Origin of the sequence: Vibrio sp. PID23_8, from assembly GCF_003584965.1 — a bacterium.
In the GTDB taxonomy this organism is placed as follows: Bacteria; Pseudomonadota; Gammaproteobacteria; order Enterobacterales; family Vibrionaceae; genus Vibrio.
In genome coordinates this window covers 1-18,718 of record NZ_LIXE01000002.1, presented here as the reverse complement: position 1 = coordinate 18,718, position 18,718 = coordinate 1, and the positions used below count along the sequence as shown (strand labels likewise).

Genomic DNA, 18,718 nt, shown 5'->3' with positions numbered 1-18,718 from the left:
TGTCATTAAGTCCGCAACTGAACACGAGAACAGTGCAAGAAGAAGTTTTAAGCTGATGGTTGAGCGCCTATTCTTATTAATGTTATTGGAACGAACGTAACAACATTAATGATGGATTTTCATGAGAGCGATAGACAAGAGGAATCCTTGTGACTCTAAACAGTATATGGTTATGTCAATCCGGCGTGAGTTCGATGTAATCAAGGTGTTGACACTGCGCCGCAAGATTGCCAAATGAGAGAGCCGTTACCGATGATTGTGAGGATTTGCTGAAAAGGGAGGCTAGGATTGGTGGGAGAATCGTTTGCCTTCATGGCCTTGAACTCAGAAGGTGTTAAGGCTTGTCATCGACAGGTGAATTCCTTAGTATTGCGTGTTTTTTAAAGCCTGAGAATCAAGATGAAAACCGAATTATACAAAGAGTTCATGTTCGAAGCGGCGCACCACTTGCCGCACGTACCAGAAGGACACCAATGTGGTCGTTTGCACGGACACTCTTTCCTTGTTCGTCTTTATGTAGAAGGCGAGGTGGACCCACATACAGGCTGGGTTGTGGACTTTGCTGAAATTAAAGCCGCTTTCAAACCGATCTACAACCGTTTAGACCACTACTACCTGAACGATATTGAAGGTTTAGAAAACCCAACGAGCGAAGTCTTAGCAAAGTGGATTTGGGAGCAACTTAAGCCAAACCTACCTCTACTTAGCAAAGTTGAGATCAAAGAGACTTGTACAGCAGGTTGTATCTACAAAGGCGAATAAGGCCAGAATTTCAATAAGAAGGCAAGCGGATTAGCTTGCCTTTTTTGTATTCCCACTCATGACGTTTTGAAAAGTTAATGAAAAAAAAGCCTGAGCGTCGGCTCAGGCTTGATGTCGTGCTCTTGGGATTAGCAAATGACTTTGATTGCTAGACCGCCTTGAGACGTCTCACGGTATTTCGCGTTCATGTCTTTACCCGTTTCTAGCATGGTTTCGATAACTTTATCTAGAGATACCGTTGGAGCAGAAGAACGACGCAGTGCCATACGAGTAGAGTTGATCGCTTTCACTGCCGCAATACCATTACGTTCGATACATGGAACTTGTACCTGACCAGCAACAGGGTCACAAGTTAGCCCTAGGTTGTGTTCCATACCGATCTCTGCCGCCATACATACTTGCTCTGGGCTACCACCCATAAGTTCAGCAAGGCCAGCCGCCGCCATAGAACACGCTACGCCAACTTCACCTTGACAGCCAACTTCCGCACCGGAGATAGAAGCGTTACGCTTGTAAAGACCGCCGATCGCACCAGAAGCAGCGAAGTAACGGATGTAGTCTTTTTCTGTTACGGTTTGGATAAACTTGTCGTAGTACGCCAGTACCGCAGGGATGATGCCACATGCACCATTCGTTGGCGCAGTTACAACACGGCCACCGGCAGCGTTTTCTTCGTTTACTGCGAAAGCAAACATGTTTACCCAGTCAACCACTGCCATTGGGTCATTTGACGTCTTTTCAGAAGTCAGTAGTTGCTGGCGAAGTGCTGCAGCACGACGAGGTACGCGTAGTGGCCCAGGTAGAATACCTTCCGTATTCATACCGCGTTCCATACCTTCACGCATGGTTTTCCAGATGTTGGCAAAGTAAGTGCGAGACTCTTCATCTGAGTGAAGAGCCGCTTGGTTTTTCATAACCAATGCGCTGATAGAAAGACCGTGTTCTTTACATTGGTTCACAAGCTCTTCAGCGGTTGTGAATGTGTAAGGAACCTTGATAGGGTTTTCTTCTTCTTTGCCGAAGTTTTCTTCATCGACGATGAAACCACCACCGATAGAGTAATACGTTTTCGAGTACGCGACTTCGTCATCGATCCAAGCGTGGATCTGCATGCCGTTTTCGTGCAGCGATAAATTAGAGGTATGGAAGTTCATACCACCATCTTTAGGGAACGATACTGTGTGACAGTGCATGCCAACAGGAAGGCGCTCAGTTTCTTCTACGCGAGCGATAAAGCCCGGGATAGAGTCGATGTCTACTTTCTCAGGGGTATTGCCAGCAAGACCCATGATGATAGCGATATCGGTGTGGTGACCTTTCCCTGTCAGTGATAGTGATCCATAAACGTCAACGGTGATTTTAGTGATGTCGCGTAATTTTCCCATTGAACGAAGATCATCAATAAATTCTTTACCCGCTTTCATCGGCCCTACTGTGTGTGAGCTTGAAGGACCAACGCCGATTTTATAGATATCAAAAACACTAATCATATCGATTACCTCAGAACAAAAGCCTCCCAAGGGGAGTTGGGAGGCTTGTTTTTATCGTTATATTCTTGAATTAATCACGCTAAAAAATGAGCGATGATTAAAGAGCGCCGTAGATTACAGAAGTAATCGCTGCAAGACCACAGATAACTGTGAAAAGCTGTACAGGTGCTGATGTTTTGTATTTCGCCATTGCTGGTACTTTATGCATCGCGAATACAGGCAGTAGGAATAGGATACCTGCAATCATTGGAGCGCCCATCGTCTCAATCATGCCTAGGATGCTTGGGTTAACGATAGCCACAATCCAAGTCGTGATAACGATGAAGATTAGAGAAGCTTTCTCGATCTTGCTTACTGGTGTTTGAGAGCGTGATTTGATTAGACCAACTAGACCTTCGTGTGCACCTAGGAAGTGACCGAAGTAGCTAGAAGTAATCGCTGCGAATGCCACTAGTGGACCCATGTAAGAGATCAGTGGAGATTCGTGAACGTTAGCAAGGTAAGAAAGAACAGAGATGTTTTGCTCTTGTGCTGTTGCTAGTGCTTCTGGAGATAGAGAAAGAACAACAGAGAATACGAAGAACATTACAAAACCCATCAGCATCATTGCTGCGCCGCCAGTGATAGCATCAGTTTTCTTAACTGCGTCATCACCAAACTGTTGGCGTTGCTCTTTAGAGAACTGAGAAATGATTGGGCTGTGGTTGAATGAAAATACGATGATTGGAATTGCTAGCCAAACGATAGTCGGTACTTCACCCCAGTTTGGTGCAACTTCCATCATTGATGTATTCCAATCAGGAATTAGGTAAACAGAAAGTGCCAGTAGGATAACAACTAGTGGGTAAACCATTGCTGATGTTGCTTTCAGCATCAGTTCTTTACCAAATACGACACCGGCTGTCATTGCCGCAATCAGTGCACCAGATAGCAACCAACGAGGGATCGATTCCATACCCATTTGGTTAACTAGAAAAGAATCAACTGTGTTTGTAATACCAACACCGTAAATAAGTACGATTGGGTAGATAGCAAAGAAGTAAGCAAAAGTAATAAGGTTTGCGCCAGTCTTACCGAAGTGCTCTTCTACTGTGTCAGTGATGTCTGCGTCTGGGTTTTTCGCAGATAGGACGAAACGTGCTAGAGATTTGTGCGCGAACCAAGTCATTGGTGCCGCGATAAGCGCTAGGATAACTAATGGCCAAAAGCCGCCAGCCCCCGCTTTGATAGGAAGGAATAGTACACCAGCACCTACAGCGGTGCCGAATAGAGATAGACACCAGGTGAAATCTTTGTAAGTAAACTTACTAGACGATGGTACGGCAGTCGCCGTCGAATTTGTTGTGTTCATTTTGGGTTACTCATTTTTGGGAACAGGAAATAAGTCGGGTGCATTTTGCAATATTTTACATTGCAAAATTTAGATCTAAATCATGTATTGCTCTCAGCCATTGCATGATATGCCAAAAACCTGCTTCTTATCACGAAAATAATGTGCTACATGTGATTATTGCTAATGAATGGGGTTAAAAAACTAATGCGAAGTTTGGGTTATATGAGCCTATCTCAACGCAAGCGTTTGCTTTATAAAGGCAAATAAAACTAATGTGAAAGAATGTTTGAAAAAGAACTTTTAATTAATATAGATGCATATGATGTTTGCTCTTATTGTCTCTTTATCATTGATAGAGAAGTCAATTATGAGTGATATGTTTTTGCATCGATTCGATGATTTGTGCTGTCATACCCCAAATGAAATGTTGCTCAAATGGAATAGCAAACACTCGGTGACTGGTGTTTTTTAGACGGAACTTCGCGCTATAGAGTTTTTCTGGATTCAAAATATGGTTGGCTGGTACTTCGAATACCGCTTCCACTTCGTTTGGATCGATACAAGTGACGTAATCCGGTGAAACGAAAGCTAAGAAAGGCGTTACATTAAATTGGCTAATCGTTGGTAGCTTTGGCAGTTGCCCAAATATATCGATATGTCGTGGGGATATACCGATTTCTTCTTCTGCTTCGCGTAAAGCGGTATTCACCAAACGCTCGTCTGAGTGCTCAAACTTGCCTCCAGGGAATGATATTTGCCCAGGATGGTGGCGTAAATGCATTGCACGCTTGGTGAAAATAACCTGAAACCCGTCAGCCCTTTCGACAAAACCAATCAGTACCGCAGCTTCACGTAATGTCTCTTGCCTTACGTTTGCAAGGCGTTTTAAAGACTCATCATGATAGCCAGTTGGTAAATTCAACTGAAAATTTTGAAGTAAGGTCGTTTTGTCGATAACCAAAGCACTGTCCTTTTTAATCGGGCCAATACCTAAGCATATTAAAGTCGCTTGGGTATGTTCAACTTATATTGAATTGAGTGCAATAGCCACTCTGGATAGGAGAGAAGGCAAACCAGAAGACGGGTTTGCCCCTTGTCGTGATGGATGGGGACTCAGGTATTAGAAGACTGTTACTTCAGGGCCGGTAGGATCTTAGATAATTTATCTAATGTTTCTTGATACTCTGCAGCACAATCACTGTCGGCAACAACGCCACCACCTGCCCATGCGTAAAGCTGGTTATCTTCGGCAACTAGGGTGCGAATGGTGATGCTGGTGTCCATGCGGCCATGACGAGAGATATAGCCAATGCTGCCACAATATGCACTGCGACGGTGAGGCTCTAACTCTTCAATGATCTGCATCGCGCGAACTTTTGGTGCGCCAGTGATAGAACCTCCAGGAAAGCAGGCTCGCAGTAAATCGGCAGCACTGTATTTCACATCCAACTGTGCTCGAATGGTGCTTACTAGATGATGCACCGCAGGGAAGCTTTCAATATCGAACAGCTTAGGCACATGCACACTCCCCGGCGTTGCGACGCGGCCAATGTCATTGCGCAGCAGATCCACAATCATCAGGTTTTCAGCTTGATCTTTCTCTGCGGTTTGCAAGTCATGCGCATTGGCTTGGTCTTGTTTTTCATCGAGAGTACGAGGGCGCGTTCCTTTGATAGGCTTGGTTTCAATAACTCGCTCTTTTAACTCTAAGAATCGCTCTGGTGAGATACTCAAAATGACGGATCCTGGCATGCGAATAAAAGCAGAAAAAGGCGCTTGGTTTGCCGATTCCAATTTCAGGTATGCCTGCCATTCACTGCCTAGGTAAGGGGCATTGAAACGCTGGGCTAAATTGATTTGGTAGCAATCGCCACTCAGTAGGTATTCTTGTACGTGATTAAAACGAGCGGCGTACGATGTTTGCGTCATGTTCGATTGCCAATCGCCGGTGAGTTTGAACGCTTCAGTAAGCGTTGCTGCTTGCTCAGTCAACCACTGCCATGCCTGTTCGATATTTTGCCCAACCACACACGCCTTCTTGAGTTTGTGGTCGACGACTAATGCCCATTCATAGATGCCTGCTGCCATATCGGGTGTTTGCAGATCTTTGCTGGCCAGTTCTGGTATCGATTCTACGCGGCGACCTAAATCGTAGCTAAAGTAACCTAGCGCGCCACCAACAAACGGCAAGTCCCATTCAGGCCCAAGTTCAAGATTAGGAAGAAGCTGTTGTTGTAGTTCATCCAGCAGCGAAAACGGATCATTTTGAGAAACGTAGTCTTGCCACGTCGTTTTGATATGAGTGTCGTTGGCAATGGTTTCTAACGTTGCGATTGGGTTCGCAACCAATACATCGAAACGACTGTCAATGTGCGTATCAGACGCAGAACGCAGCAGCATTGCCCAAGGCAGTTGTTCAATACGAGAAAAGAGAGAAATAGCGAGGTCGTTGGCGTAATCCAATGCCTTAAAATCAAGCAATTGCGTATCCATGTTATTCATTTGTTTAAATTGTGACAAAGAGTTCATTCACTGCATGGCATGTCATGAGCTGCAAGAGTATCATAAACCCAAACTACTTCTATACAAAGGCTTTGAGGTGGTTTTACACTATGACAAGGCGTCTTCAATCACTCGTGTGTCGATATCAGCCGTTCGACGAATTGTTTATAAAAACGAACGTTTAAAGAAAACGAAGCTCATTTTAAGAGCAATAAGCTCAACAAACACGACAGAAGCCAAGCCACTAATGGAAGCAAAGCATAACAATAATGAGGCATGCAATGACGGTAATACGCAAGCAGGACGTCATCAGCAGTGTTGCTGATGCGCTACAGTATATTTCTTACTACCACCCGCTAGACTTTGTTCAAGCCCTTGAAAAAGCCTACCACCGCGAAGAGAGTCAGGCTGCGAAAGACGCGATAGCTCAAATCTTAATTAATTCCCGTATGTCGGCAGAAGGCCATCGACCAATTTGTCAGGACACCGGCATTGTAACGTGTTTCGTTAATATCGGTATGGGTGTGCAGTGGGATTCTACCGACATGACGGTTCAACAAATGGTGGATGAAGGTGTTCGACAAGCTTATACAAATCCGGATAACCCATTGCGTGCCTCGGTTCTGATGGATCCTGCAGGTAAACGAATTAACACCAAAGACAACACACCAGCGGTTGTACACATTAACATGGTGCCAGGCGATAACGTTGAAATTCAAATTGCAGCAAAAGGTGGTGGCAGTGAAAATAAAACCAAGATGGTGATGTTAAACCCATCGGATGATATTGCTGAATGGGTAGAAAAAACGCTACCGACAATGGGGGCGGGTTGGTGTCCACCAGGTATGCTAGGCATTGGTATCGGTGGTACGGCAGAGAAAGCCGCGGTACTGGCAAAAGAATCGTTGATGGAGCATATCGACATTCAGGAATTGATTGATCGTGGCCCGCAAAACGCAGAAGAAGAACTTCGACTTGATATCTTCAAGCGTGTAAATAAGCTTGGTATTGGTGCACAAGGTCTTGGTGGCCTGACCACCGTCGTTGATGTGAAAATCAAAACTGCACCAACGCACGCAGCTTCTAAGCCGGTTTGCTTGATCCCGAACTGTGCGGCAACGCGCCACGTTCACTTCACTCTAGATGGCAGTGGCCCGGCAGAGCTAACGCCACCTAAGCTTGAAGAATGGCCTGATATCACTTGGGAAGCGGGTGAGAATACACGCCGCGTGAACCTCGATACGGTAACCAAAGAAGAAGTTCAGGAGTGGAAGACGGGTGAAACCGTTTTGCTGTCAGGAAAAATTCTAACCGGTCGTGATGCCGCGCATAAGCGAATTCAAGGTATGTTAGAAGCCGGTGAAGGCCTGCCAGAAGGCGTGGATCTGAAAGGTAAATTCATCTATTACGTTGGCCCCGTTGATGCGGTAGGCGATGAGGTTGTCGGTCCGGCTGGCCCAACGACGTCAACACGCATGGATAAGTTCACCGACATGATGTTAGAAGAGACGGGTATTATGGGCATGATCGGTAAAGCAGAGCGTGGTCCTGCTACTGTTGAGTCTATCAAGAACCATAAAGCGGTGTATCTCATGGCTGTTGGCGGTGCAGCATACCTTGTCGCGAAAGCGATCAAAAAAGCGCGCGTGGTGGCGTTTGAAGACTTAGGTATGGAAGCCATCTACGAGTTTGAAGTCGAAGATATGCCAGTTACTGTCGCGGTGGACTCTCGCGGAGCCAATGCTCATCAAATTGGTCCAGATACGTGGAAAGTGAAAATCCAAGAGATGGAAGTATAAGCTAAGCAATGTGTCTATTCTTTCATCTCTCAGTCGGTAGAATGTGACAAGGTGCTGATTTAACAGGTAAACAATTGAAAAAAGTGCAGCGAAAGCGGCACTTTTTGTCTATATAATGACTATATTTACTTATAGGCATAGCAAATCTCACTGTTATGCTGACCATGATTAGGAGACGGCATGCCTCGTTTTATTCAAATTTTACAAATAGTTCTTGCTGTTGTGATAGGTGGCTTTGTAGGCTACGACTTGGTTCTTAACGGTATTAGTATCTTCGATGAGAAATACGTCACTATTACTTGTGTATTGTGGCTGATTCTAGAAATCGCTTTGTTTGTGATCTACAAGTTGATTGAAGACGATTAGACAGTGCGTCAGCAATGAAACCCTATAAGCCTCTGAAATCTTCAGGGGCTTTTGCTTTTTTGAAGGGATAATTTTCAGTGAATATTTTGTTCATCGTGGATTAAGGTTGGTAAAATTACACTGCGTAGTATGAATTGATGAGATAAAAGAATGAAAAGAATAACGCAAGAAGTGAACGACTTTATCAGTCGTGGGATGGATTCTAACGTAAGGATCGCTGTGACCGGGTTGTCTCGTGCAGGCAAAACGGCTTTTATTACTTCTCTAGTCAATCAACTGCTGCATACCGCGACGCATGATAATTTACCACTATTAAATGCGGCGCGAGATAAGCGCTTGATCGGCGCGAAGCGTGAGCCGCAAACTAATATGATGGTGCCGCGATTTGCTTATGATGATGCGATGACCCAAATTCATGCCACGCCACCACAATGGCCCGTCCCAACCCGTGACGTGAGCGAAATTCGATTAGCATTGAAATACAAACCCAATAAGACCAGTAAAAAGTGGCTGAGTAAAACCGCCGTGTTGAATGTGGATATCATCGACTATCCGGGCGAGTGGCTACTTGATTTGCCTTTGCTTGAGATGGACTTTGCTACTTGGTCCCATTCTCAGTTTGAAGCGCTAAAAGGGCAGCGAAGCGATCTCGCCAGTGAGTGGCTTGATGCGCTTGAGCAGGTAGATTTACACGCTGATGTGAATGAAAAGCAGCTTGAAAAAGTGTCGCAATCGTATACCGATTATTTGCATGCGTGTAAAGATGCGGGATTGCATTGGGTGCAGCCTGGGCGTTTTGTTCTGCCGGGAGAACTGGCTGGAGCACCGGTACTGCAGTTTTTCCCATGCCGATTTAATGCAGAATCTAAACCGAAAAAAGGCAGTAATCTTGCCGTATTAGAAGCGCGTTATCACGAGTATCAACAGAAAGTTGTAAAGTCGTTTTATAAACATCACTTTGCTACGTTTGATCGTCAGATCGTGCTGGTGGATTGCTTGCAGCCACTAAACGCAGGTGATGAAGCGTTTCACGACATGCGTCAAGCGCTCGAACAGATCATGCACAGCTTCCGTTATGGACGAAGTAGCTTTTTACGCCGGCTGTTTTCACCAAAGATCGACAAAGTGCTGTTTGCTGCGACCAAAGCGGATCATGTGACGCCGGACCAACATCCACATTTGGTGTCTCTATTACAACAAATGGTGCACCCGGCTTGGCAAGCCGCAGCTTATGAGAATATTGAAATGAGTTGTATGAGCATCGCCTCCATTCAGGCAACGACATCGGGCTTCATTTCGTCGGGTGATAAAACAATCTCTGCGTTGCAAGGCACCACGCTAGAAGGTGAGCCGATGACCATGTTCCCGGGTGAAGTTCCGAAGAAGCTGCCGAATTCTGCGTATTGGCAAAATAGTGGTTTCGATTTTACTTCTTTCCGCCCTATGTCTTTACAGGCGGATGAACCAATGAAGCATATTCGGTTAGACAAGGCGTTGGAATTCTTAATTGGAGACAAATTGAAATGAGCGAATTCAAACAAAAACAAGTCTTCTCAGAAAAAGTAATACACAAGCAAGAAGAGAGTGCATCGCCAGAATTGACCGCGCAAAAGACGTTCAGTAAACAAGAACATTTTGTCCCGTCGACGAACGAAGAAAATGATCTCGATACGGAACAAGAGCTGCAACTGGAGCAAGTGATCAGGCCGAAACTTGGGCGTAAATGGCTAACGACAGGGCTGTTTGTCACTTTTACCGGGTTGGTTGGCTGGCAAGTGGTTGATTCCGTAGTGACGGCAGTTCAAACCGCAGATTGGTTAGCGCTCGGATGGGTAGGCTTTATTGCTACTATCGCCTCTTTTGGTTTAGGCGCGCTGGGTAAAGAGCTGTGGAAATTGCGTAAACTACGTAATCACTTTAGCGCTCAAGAAGAGAGTGAAGCGCTTATCGATAGCCAAAGTGTTGGTAAAGGCAAAGCATTTTGTGACAAATTGGCTGAACAAAGTGGCGTACTGCCAGAAAATCCAGGTTTCGATCGCTGGAAGAATAGCGTTAATCCCGCACACAGTGATGCGGAAATTCTGGATATGTACGATGCCATGGTGGTGAGCCAACAAGATAAACTCGCGACTAAGGTGGTCTCTCAGCATGCAACCGAATCTGCCGCGTTAGTTGCCGTGAGCCCATTGGCCGCCGCTGACATGTTGCTAGTGGCTTGGCGCAATTTCAAGATGATCGACAACCTTTCGAAAGTGTATGGGGTTGAGCTTGGCTATGCGTCACGCATTAAGTTACTACGCTCGGTATTCGTCAACATGGCGGCGGCGGGTGCGAGTGAACTGGTTATCGACGCAGGTATGGATTTAATGTCGATGGATCTTGCGGGTAAAGTTTCGGCCAGAGCAGGGCAAGGTTTGGGGGTTGGGATTCTTACCGCGCGTCTAGGTTTAAAAGCAATGACACTATTGCGTCCATTACCTTGGTACCCAGAGCGACAAGTGAAACTCAGCGCAATTCGTAAAGAGATCGTGGCGAAAGTTGCATCAATTACAATGAAACCGTAACGAATGTCATCTTTGACCGTCAGGATTGCTTGACGGCATTCCAAGCTTGGTAGAAACTACTGTCAACTTTTCCTGACAGTTGTGAATTGGGATATTTTCAGTGCGTCTTGAAGTCCTTTGTGAAGATAGACTCGGCTTAACCCGAGAATTGCTCGATATTTTAGCGTCTAAAAGTATCGATTTGCGTGGTATCGAAATTGATATCAGTGGCATCATTTACTTAAATTGCCCAGATATTGATTTTGATACCTTTAGTGAATTGATGGCTGAAATCCGCCGTATTCCGGGGGTAAAAGACGTACGTAAAATCCAATTTATGCCAATGGAGCGCCACAATACGGAGCTGTTGTCGTTGGTGGATAACTTGCCAGATCCCGTGTTTGCCATTGACCTAAAAGGTGCGGTAGACATGGCGAATATGGCCGCCCTTTCTCTTCTTGGTCAACATAAGCAAGATGTCATTGGTATGCAAATTGGTACGCTGCTGCCAAGCGTGCGTTTTTCTCGTTGGACTGAAGGCGTTAATGCGCGCACGCGCGAAAGCTTGGTTATTGATGGTTTGGATTACGTGATTGAGTTAATGCCAGTGTACATCAAAGACGAGGCACAAAACTCAACGCTCGCCAGTACGCTAATGACTATTCGTTCTAGCCAACAAGGTGCGCAAATTGAAGAAACACTGCCACTGCAAAATCAACTTGGCTTTGAACATTTTGTTGGTTTGTCTAATCGTCATAAAGCGTTGATGAATCAAGCGAAAAAACTCTCTGTTCTTGACCAACCACTGTTGATTGAAGGGGAGACTGGGACGGGTAAAGAGATGTTAGCCAAAGCCTGTCACAGCCGCTCAGGCCGTGCTAATAAGCCATTTTTAGTGTTGAGCTGTGCGTCGATGCCGGATGATGTTGCCGAAACGGAACTGTTCGGACATGCACCTGGTTCGTTTAATCATGAGCAAGGCCACAAAGGTATTTTCGAGCAAGCTAATGGCGGCACTGTTTTCTTAGATGAAATTGGTGAAATGAGCTCGCATCTGCAAATTAAGCTACTGCGCTTTTTACAAGATGGTAATTTCCGCCGTGTAGGCGCAGAAGATGAGATGCATGTAGACGTTCGTATTATTGCGTCAACTAAGCACAACCTCGCCGAGCTCGCAGAGGCAGGCAAGTTCCGTGAAGATTTGTATTATCGCCTTAATGTTCTGACGTTAACGATTCCACCTCTGCGTAAGCGTTCTAACGATGTTGCGCCATTACTGGATCTGTTCGTGACGAAACATGCGCAACAACTTGGGATCGATAAGCCAGATTTAGATGAAGAATTAGTGGATGCCCTAGCAAGCTACCAATGGCCAGGGAACATGCGCCAGCTCGATAACATGGTACTTCGTGCATTGACGGAGATGGAAGGCCATCTACTAAAAACAGAACACTTTAACTTACCTCAGCCACAGGCGGTTGGTGGCGGTAGTGCGACATTAAATTTGGATGGTTCGCTGGATGAGATCATGCGTGATTATGAATCTCAGATACTTGAACGTTTGTATCAGTCATTCCCGTCAAGCCGAAAGTTAGCGAAACGTCTCAACGTTTCACACACTTCAATCGCAAACAAATTGCGCGATTACGGTATTCGTAAGAATTAAGCGGTATCGAATTTAAAACGGAAGTTGTCATTTAAAATGGAAGACAAAAGCTCATCTATCGCCGTTCATAAGCTGGACGGCGACTTGCTTCTACGTACTGCCGAAATCGGTGATGCCGATATGATTGCAGCTTATTTCCAAGTGAACAGAAAATACCTTGAACCGTTTGAGCCTAAACGCGAAGAAGCGTTCTTTTCGGTCAATAGTTGGTTGCAAAAGTTGATAAAACTTAATGAGCTTCATCGCTTAGGACTTGGTTACTATTGCTTACTCGTTGAGGCGAAATCTGGAAAAATGCTGGGTACGCTCTCTTTCAGTAACCTGACACGATTCCCACTTTATGCCTGTAATGTTGGCTATTCTCTTGCTGAAGATGCACAAGGTCATGGTTATATGCGCCGTGCACTTAAAATGGCTTGTGATTATATGTTTGAGGTGCAAAAGCTGCATCGTATTCAGGCAGGATATATGCCGCACAACAAACGTAGTGAAGCGGTCTTACAGCATGCTGGATTTGTGAAAGAGGGCTATGCAAAGGACTATCTCTTGATTAACGGTGAGTGGCAAGATCATGTACTGACATCGTTGACCAATCCTAATTGGAAAGAGGAGGCTCGATAAATGGAAAGGCTTGAAAAGCAATTAGCGCTGATAATTGAACTCGACCAACTGAAAAATGTGTTGCGTAGAACCCGTGTAAAAAGCGCAAACGGGCGGTTAGAAAATAGCGCAGAACACAGTTGGCATGTTGCGCTGATGGCAGTATTAATGCAAGAACACGCCAATGCACCAGTTGACATTGCTCGAGTAATGAAAATGCTGCTTATTCATGACGTGGTAGAGATCGACGCGGGCGACACCTTTGTTTATGATACTGCTGCATCACAAGAGCAAGAAGAGAAAGAGCGCCAAGCGGCTCAACGTTTATTTGGTATGCTACCAAGCGAGCAAGGTGATGAGCTACTTGCGTTGTGGAATGAATTTGAAGCAGCTCAAACAGATGACGCCAAGTATGCCAAAGCACTGGATCGTCTGATCCCAATGTTGCTTAACTACCACAATGATGGTCAAAGTTGGATTGAGAATGGGGTAACGCGCGAGCAAGCGTTGACGATTAACAAAAGAATTGAACTTGGTTCTGTCACCTTGTGGGACAAAGCCAAACAGCTGATTGAAGGAGCCACCGAAAAAGGTTGGCTGAAGTCGTAAAAAAGGAGACTGAATGTCTTATTTGCCTTTGGACGAATACCAAAGAAAATGGATTTTTACTCACCAGTCGATGCCGGTGCCAGAAGAAGATCTCGCTTTTATTAAGCCGATGAGCTTGGCGCGTGCCGCTCAGTTCTGGAAAGAGAATATTAGTGCACAAAGTCCAGATATGGATCGTTTGAGCTCTTCAGACTGGCCAATGAAAGAATCGAATTGGCCAGAGGAAGTCGATTGGATGGCCGCTTGGGAAGCAGACGAGCCTGGTCTACCAGAAGAAGTTGATGCGTTTATTGATTGGCAAGACGATGTGACCGTGTACTTTTGCTATGAGAAGTACAATGTGATCGAGACCAAGTGGTCAATCTTTAAAAAGCACTGGAAGAACTTCTTGTTTTACGATGACGGCCCGATGCTACTTGGTCGTCGCCGTTCACAAGCGCTCTGGTTTGACTCAAAAGGTCACGTTAAGCTAGGTGAACGAAATTAACTGAACTCTCGTATCTCTAAAAGCCACTGCAAAGTGGCTTTTGTATTTCTACAAGCTGGAAAGAGGGCTCAGTACGCCTCCGGCACCACGTTCAATAACATGAGTATAAATTTGAGTGGTTTTCACATCGCTATGACCAAGCTGTTCCTGGACCGTTCGGATGTCTGCTCCGGACTCCAATAAGTGCGTAGCAAAGCTATGCCTAAGCGTATGGCAGGTGACGATTTTATCTATTCTAGCTTCCTTGGCTGTACGTTTTACAGCACGCTGAATGGCTGTTTCGTTAATATGATGACGTCTTAGCTCTCCTGTTTCTTGATCAATACTTAGCTTGGTAGAGGGAAATAGAAAGTGCCAATTGAAATCCAACTCTGCGCCTGGGTATTTTCTTCGCAATCCTTCGGATATATACACACCAGAATAACCCGCGGCATGGCGATCTTTTAAATAGTAATCTCGAGCTAAGTTCATTTGAGCTTTGAGAGGTTCATGTAGCTCTTTGGCTAATGTTACCGTACGATTTTTACCGCCTTTACCTTGCCAAACTCGAATCGCACCGTAATCATAATCGATGTCCTGGATCCTGAGTCGTAAACATTCCATTATCCGTAGGCCGGAACCGTATAACAGCTGAATTTGAAGCTTATATCTTGGGTCAATGTGCTGCACAAAACGTCGAATTTCTTCTCTCGTTAAAACAACCGGCAGCTTCTTTTCTGTCAAGGATTTCTGGAATCGCATATCAAGTGATAGCGGCATTTGAAAGTACTCTCGGTATAAAAATGAAATCGCGTTAAGCGCGAGTGCTTGTGTTTTTACTGCTACTTTTTGATCAACCGCTAAATGGCTAAGAAAGCGCTCAACGTCGCCTTCAGACAACGTTGATGGGTGCGCAAGCTGGTGGAAGATAATGAAACGTTTTATCCAAAACAGGTAACTTTTGATGGTTTTATTGGCGTAGTGACGAGTGATCATGTGTTCTTTGACACTAAGCAAAAATTGACTTTTCATGAATATTTTACCTGGATGTTTGTACAGTTTTATAAACATAACCCTATTATGAAAATTAGACGTTATTGCGCCGTCTAATTGCGTGTTTGAGCACACATATTCATACTGCTTTTCTGTTTATTTCATTAAGATAAGTGCTAGTATTCATACTTTCTTTTGTCATGAAAGAAGGCGGTAGTGTGCCTAAAAGGCGGCAATTGGCCGTATAGAAAGCGTTAGTTGCCAATCAGATAGAGGTTATTTTGAAGGTAAAAATAGAACACTTGTTACTAGGTTTGATATTTACTTTGGCTATAGTTGTTACGCTTGGTATAGGCGTGGCACTCGGTGGGGGAGACTCCCCTGAACTGGGCCACTACATAAACTCTATAATTGCTTTTTTCACAGCCGTCTCAGCTATGACTACTCTTGGTACTCTTGTCTTGCTGATTATATTTCGCCACGACTGGAAAACACCAAAAGAGCACGACAGTAAGCTAGAGACGATTGTATCGAGTAAAAAGTGGGAGCGTTCGCTTAGAGCTGTACATTCTAAAGTCTCCATAAAATCGAGCCTGATTTCATCTCCTCGGATTACTAGCGGATACAAAGATATAGAGTATGAACTGCTTAATGAAAAAGAGTCTTGGTCAAATCTAGAGCATGCGTTTGATATTTACGAACACTATTCTGAACATGACCCCGAGTTATCTAAACAGTTTGAAACGTTAAGCTCCTTGCGGTTCATCATTCTTAGAGAAATCCATAATGCACCACAGTTGCCTTCTGCATCAGGTCAGTCATATCTGAAAACGATTAATTACAAGAAGCTTGACGGTCTAGTGAGTCAATTAGGAAAAAGTATTGAAAGGTTTATTGGGAAGCTTAACCAAGGCAACTAACAATAAATTTAAGAGTGATTCACAACGCTTGGCGCTTTCACTTCAAGCCAGTTTAGTGTTTATGGCACAATGCTTTAGGTCAGGTGTTTGCGTTGTTCACACCTTAATTTGGCGTTATGTGTAATTGATTTGGTAGTAATAATGGCTAGATGTATATCTCGGTACTTTATTGAGTTAGAGCAAGAAATAAATCTTTCGTTTTCATTAGACAACTGTATTGTTGAAACTGTCCAATCGATCGATGAAGAGGAAACCAATGAATTTGGTTACTTGATGATAACGATCGAATTTGAGTGTGAAGACTATGAATCACTGTCTGATGCTCCTATTTTTGTGAGGGCAAAGTATCTAAGTATATTAGGGGTTGTTTCCTATTTGATAGATGAGCCTTTCGATGTTTTTGGATCTTCGTCAGAGTGTAAGCGTATCGAGGATAATTGGGATTTATCAGTAAGCAACATGTTCATTCTTGATAATGTTGATAAAACCGACAAACTGGAAGAAGTATTAGGGTGGATTCAACATGCAAGACCACATGAGAAAGCGCTAATATTTTCTTTACTAGACCGTTGGCGTAAAGCTAGGTATATGGAAAAAGATACGGAAGTAAGCTTCTTGTACAATGATGAAGCGACATTATCATATTTTCATGTTTTAGAACTCTTGGGTGATTTATGTGCTAAAGAGTTGGCTAAAAAGTCTAAAGTTATGTTGGAAAAATTCTGCTTACATTATAATCAAGATATATTGTCTCTTTCGCAAGTTGCATCAGAAAGTGAAGCTGTTGCAAAAGCCAAATTACTGTCCAGCGTATTGGAAAAAGATATATCAGTATATGCAAAGATCTGCTTTTACTTGAAAAAATATGAATTATATGAAGAGCGTACCGCATACTGGATAAAAAACTTAATTGAGGCTAGAAATAGTGTGGCTCACGGTAGAAAAGTTTTTTATGAAAAAGCAATATTTCCAGTTCAGCCTTTTTTCCCGCTATCAACTACAGAATTGTATCCTTTAGTTTTTTTAAGAATACTTACAGCAAAAGTTATCGCTGCATATATTGGAGTTTCTTGCTACGCGGAGGAGTGGGAAGATGTCTTACAACATCTTAATCGTGGCGAGCAAGCAACGAAAGCCTATTTGAACGAAGCAAATTTTCAACCACCTGCATCGCTATTGCAAGAATATCGCTCGATTGTTCTTGGTGGCATTAACGACCTTATTCTATCAAAAAAAATAAAATCAACTACATGTGTAGACTTCTATCGGTATTATCTTCAATTAAGTGATGGGCGTGAAGAATTTCTGCAGGAGAATACCCATGGGCTGATAATTATGCTTGAAGAGACAAATGATGCTGCATTTTCAGCATTGCTAGTAGAGGCAATCATTGAACTCCATTCTACTGAGAGCATATCTTCAATTAAATTTAGAGACTTGATTTATTATTTGGACTTTCATGGGTTTAAAACAGAGAAATTAAAAAACTTAATCGCTTCAGGGCGTGTGAGATAATTACACATAACAATCTGTTTAAGAGTGATTCGCAACGCTTGGCATTTTTGCTATGCGTTGCGTTTTGTGTTTATGGTGGTATGCGGTAGCTTCGATATTGCGTTGCTCACACCTTAACAGGGCGTTAGTTTCATGGAGGCAGTATGACAAATCAGGAATTATTAGCACAAGCTCTGCACAGTGGAGCTATTATTCATCAACCTCATGCTCTCAAAGCGTATTTATCAGCAAAGTTCCTTTCTGAGAAGCTACCTGAAAATACTGATATTTTCAGACATACGTCAAAGCTCATGAGAAATGACTCAGTTGAGGTTTTACCTAGTTATGTTGAATCTATAAATACACTTCAAATGTCAGAATTTCGCATTCACAGAATGCTTAAAAATGGTGTGTATCCAGGTGCGTACCTAGCAATTCAACAATGGCAACAAGATAAAGGTTTTCAAGACATATTCAGACACTTTTCGGATGTGGCATCAGAAAATAGCGAGTATTTATCACACAATGTAACAATCTTACTTGCTATGAATTGTGTGTTTAAAGAGCTAAATGAAGCCCAAATACCAACGTTTTTAAATCGATTTACCGAGTTTGTTACTTCAACATTCAATAACTCGAATGTAGTGAGTTTTACTCAAGAAAAGATTACGGCAGTTGATGTTCTATCTGCTTGTATTAAGCAGTTTGGTTTCTTTGGACATAACCTTATTACGTTAGCATGGCTGTTGCGTAACAAAGACGAATTATCTGCGTTGCAGTACGGTAAAATGATGTCCAATCTATATATTCAAGCGAACAGCCCAGTAGAAGACCCTGATGATGAAATTGAATTGTCAATCTTGAGTCGATGTAAATTAGGTGCGACTAAAGACGAATTTGAGCAAATGCTGAGTCGTTTAGTTTTCGATTACACCTCAAATTTACATCAAGTCACGTTAGCCGACGCTTTGTGTTTACTGCAGTCAGAATACCCAGAATATACAGCTGAGTTTTGTAAAATCGCTGAATATCAATGTCTTGTGCTTGAAAAATGAAACTAACAAACGACTATGGCGTCAATAGCTAATTTTTCGCTATGTTCTCATCCCACATGACGCCATCTCTTAACATAGAATTTAGTATCACAACCATCTTGCGAACGCAGGCTATGATGG

17 protein-coding genes are annotated in these 18,718 nt (G+C 43.7%); 12 read left to right on the top strand and 5 right to left on the bottom strand.

Going from position 1 to position 18,718, the window contains the following annotated elements; all coding sequences use genetic code 11:
* Nucleotides 1-399: 399 nt before the first annotated feature.
* Entirely contained in the window at nt 400-762 is a 363-nt protein-coding gene (gene queD, locus AK966_RS03890) for a 6-carboxytetrahydropterin synthase QueD (protein WP_099080866.1), read from the top strand.
* A 128-nt stretch (nt 763-890) separates the two neighbouring features.
* On the opposite strand, the gene AK966_RS03885 is transcribed toward queD, so the two are convergent.
* From AK966_RS03885 to pabB, 4 genes are all read right to left on the bottom strand, one after another.
* Entirely contained in the window at nt 891-2,252 is a 1,362-nt protein-coding gene (locus AK966_RS03885) for an L-serine ammonia-lyase (protein ID WP_099080867.1), read from the bottom strand.
* A 97-nt stretch (nt 2,253-2,349) separates the two neighbouring features.
* Nucleotides 2,350-3,603 carry an aromatic amino acid transport family protein gene (locus AK966_RS03880; RefSeq protein WP_119463570.1) on the bottom strand — a complete coding sequence of 418 codons (1,254 nt, stop codon included), beginning with the start codon at nt 3,601-3,603 and terminating at the stop codon, nt 2,350-2,352.
* Between the two features lie 343 nt (nt 3,604-3,946).
* Nucleotides 3,947-4,546 (bottom strand): CoA pyrophosphatase, encoded by a 600-nt coding sequence (locus AK966_RS03875; protein WP_099080869.1) that lies wholly within the window; start codon nt 4,544-4,546, stop codon nt 3,947-3,949.
* Nucleotides 4,547-4,716: 170 nt separating this feature from the next.
* Nucleotides 4,717-6,078, bottom strand: coding sequence for an aminodeoxychorismate synthase component I (gene pabB / locus AK966_RS03870; protein WP_119463569.1), 1,362 nt, complete (start codon nt 6,076-6,078; stop codon nt 4,717-4,719).
* 290 nt (nt 6,079-6,368) lie between these two features.
* On the opposite strand from pabB, the gene AK966_RS03865 reads away from it, so the two are divergent.
* The 8 genes from AK966_RS03865 (at nt 6,369) to AK966_RS03830 (ending at nt 14,157) form a co-directional block, all read left to right on the top strand.
* On the top strand, nt 6,369-7,886 hold the full coding sequence (locus AK966_RS03865; protein ID WP_099080872.1) for a fumarate hydratase: 1,518 nt from the start codon (nt 6,369-6,371) through the stop codon (nt 7,884-7,886).
* A gap of 180 nt (nt 7,887-8,066) precedes the next feature.
* Entirely contained in the window at nt 8,067-8,252 is a 186-nt protein-coding gene (locus tag AK966_RS03860) for a hypothetical protein (RefSeq protein WP_099080873.1), read from the top strand.
* A 150-nt stretch (nt 8,253-8,402) separates the two neighbouring features.
* Nucleotides 8,403-9,779 (top strand): YcjX family protein, encoded by a 1,377-nt coding sequence (locus tag AK966_RS03855; RefSeq protein WP_099080874.1) that lies wholly within the window; start codon nt 8,403-8,405, stop codon nt 9,777-9,779.
* The gene (locus tag AK966_RS03850; protein WP_099080875.1) at nt 9,776-10,816 is read left to right on the top strand and encodes a YcjF family protein; all 1,041 of its coding nucleotides are present in this window, start codon (nt 9,776-9,778) and stop codon (nt 10,814-10,816) included. Before AK966_RS03855 ends, AK966_RS03850 begins: the two co-directional genes overlap by 4 nt.
* Nucleotides 10,817-10,916: 100 nt before the next feature.
* Nucleotides 10,917-12,461, top strand: coding sequence for a transcriptional regulator TyrR (gene tyrR / locus AK966_RS03845; RefSeq protein ID WP_119463568.1), 1,545 nt, complete (start codon nt 10,917-10,919; stop codon nt 12,459-12,461).
* A gap of 36 nt (nt 12,462-12,497) precedes the next feature.
* Nucleotides 12,498-13,082: a GNAT family N-acetyltransferase gene (locus AK966_RS03840; RefSeq protein ID WP_099080877.1), complete on the top strand. Its 585-nt coding sequence runs from the start codon at nt 12,498-12,500 to the stop codon at nt 13,080-13,082.
* Nucleotides 13,083-13,670, top strand: a complete 588-nt coding sequence (locus AK966_RS03835) for an HD domain-containing protein (protein WP_099080878.1) — start codon at nt 13,083-13,085, stop codon at nt 13,668-13,670.
* A 13-nt stretch (nt 13,671-13,683) separates the two neighbouring features.
* A complete protein-coding gene (locus tag AK966_RS03830) occupies nt 13,684-14,157 on the top strand; it encodes a DUF2947 domain-containing protein (RefSeq protein ID WP_099080879.1) in 474 nt (157 codons plus the stop codon).
* Between the two features lie 48 nt (nt 14,158-14,205).
* Here the strand turns inward: AK966_RS03830 and AK966_RS03825 are convergent, their stop codons facing one another.
* Nucleotides 14,206-15,168 (bottom strand): integron integrase, encoded by a 963-nt coding sequence (locus tag AK966_RS03825; protein ID WP_119463567.1) that lies wholly within the window; start codon nt 15,166-15,168, stop codon nt 14,206-14,208.
* 242 nt (nt 15,169-15,410) lie between these two features.
* Between AK966_RS03825 and AK966_RS03820 the strand changes: the two genes are divergently transcribed.
* The 3 genes from AK966_RS03820 (at nt 15,411) to AK966_RS03805 (ending at nt 18,598) form a co-directional block, all read left to right on the top strand.
* Complete coding sequence (locus AK966_RS03820; protein WP_119463566.1) at nt 15,411-16,049, top strand: hypothetical protein; 639 nt, start codon at nt 15,411-15,413, stop codon at nt 16,047-16,049.
* Nucleotides 16,050-16,190: 141 nt separating this feature from the next.
* Nucleotides 16,191-17,564, top strand: a complete 1,374-nt coding sequence (locus AK966_RS03815) for a hypothetical protein (protein ID WP_119463565.1) — start codon at nt 16,191-16,193, stop codon at nt 17,562-17,564.
* Nucleotides 17,565-17,707: 143 nt separating this feature from the next.
* Entirely contained in the window at nt 17,708-18,598 is an 891-nt protein-coding gene (locus tag AK966_RS03805) for a hypothetical protein (protein ID WP_119463563.1), read from the top strand.
* Nucleotides 18,599-18,718 lie beyond the last annotated feature (120 nt).

What these genes read in the sequence shown, in the direction of transcription:
- queD (WP_099080866.1), top strand. Translation starts at nt 400, where the DNA reads ATGAAAACCGAATTATACAAAGAGTTCATGTTCGAAGCGGCGCACCAC.
- AK966_RS03885 (WP_099080867.1), bottom strand. Translation starts at nt 2,252, where the DNA reads ATGATTAGTGTTTTTGATATCTATAAAATCGGCGTTGGTCCTTCAAGC.
- AK966_RS03880 (WP_119463570.1), bottom strand. Translation starts at nt 3,603, where the DNA reads ATGAACACAACAAATTCGACGGCGACTGCCGTACCATCGTCTAGTAAG.
- pabB (WP_119463569.1), bottom strand. Translation starts at nt 6,078, where the DNA reads ATGGATACGCAATTGCTTGATTTTAAGGCATTGGATTACGCCAACGAC.
- AK966_RS03865 (WP_099080872.1), top strand. Translation starts at nt 6,369, where the DNA reads ATGACGGTAATACGCAAGCAGGACGTCATCAGCAGTGTTGCTGATGCG.
- AK966_RS03860 (WP_099080873.1), top strand. Translation starts at nt 8,067, where the DNA reads ATGCCTCGTTTTATTCAAATTTTACAAATAGTTCTTGCTGTTGTGATA.
- AK966_RS03855 (WP_099080874.1), top strand. Translation starts at nt 8,403, where the DNA reads ATGAAAAGAATAACGCAAGAAGTGAACGACTTTATCAGTCGTGGGATG.
- AK966_RS03850 (WP_099080875.1), top strand. Translation starts at nt 9,776, where the DNA reads ATGAGCGAATTCAAACAAAAACAAGTCTTCTCAGAAAAAGTAATACAC.
- AK966_RS03840 (WP_099080877.1), top strand. Translation starts at nt 12,498, where the DNA reads ATGGAAGACAAAAGCTCATCTATCGCCGTTCATAAGCTGGACGGCGAC.
- AK966_RS03835 (WP_099080878.1), top strand. Translation starts at nt 13,083, where the DNA reads ATGGAAAGGCTTGAAAAGCAATTAGCGCTGATAATTGAACTCGACCAA.
- AK966_RS03830 (WP_099080879.1), top strand. Translation starts at nt 13,684, where the DNA reads ATGTCTTATTTGCCTTTGGACGAATACCAAAGAAAATGGATTTTTACT.
- AK966_RS03825 (WP_119463567.1), bottom strand. Translation starts at nt 15,168, where the DNA reads ATGAAAAGTCAATTTTTGCTTAGTGTCAAAGAACACATGATCACTCGT.
- AK966_RS03815 (WP_119463565.1), top strand. Translation starts at nt 16,191, where the DNA reads ATGGCTAGATGTATATCTCGGTACTTTATTGAGTTAGAGCAAGAAATA.
- AK966_RS03805 (WP_119463563.1), top strand. Translation starts at nt 17,708, where the DNA reads ATGACAAATCAGGAATTATTAGCACAAGCTCTGCACAGTGGAGCTATT.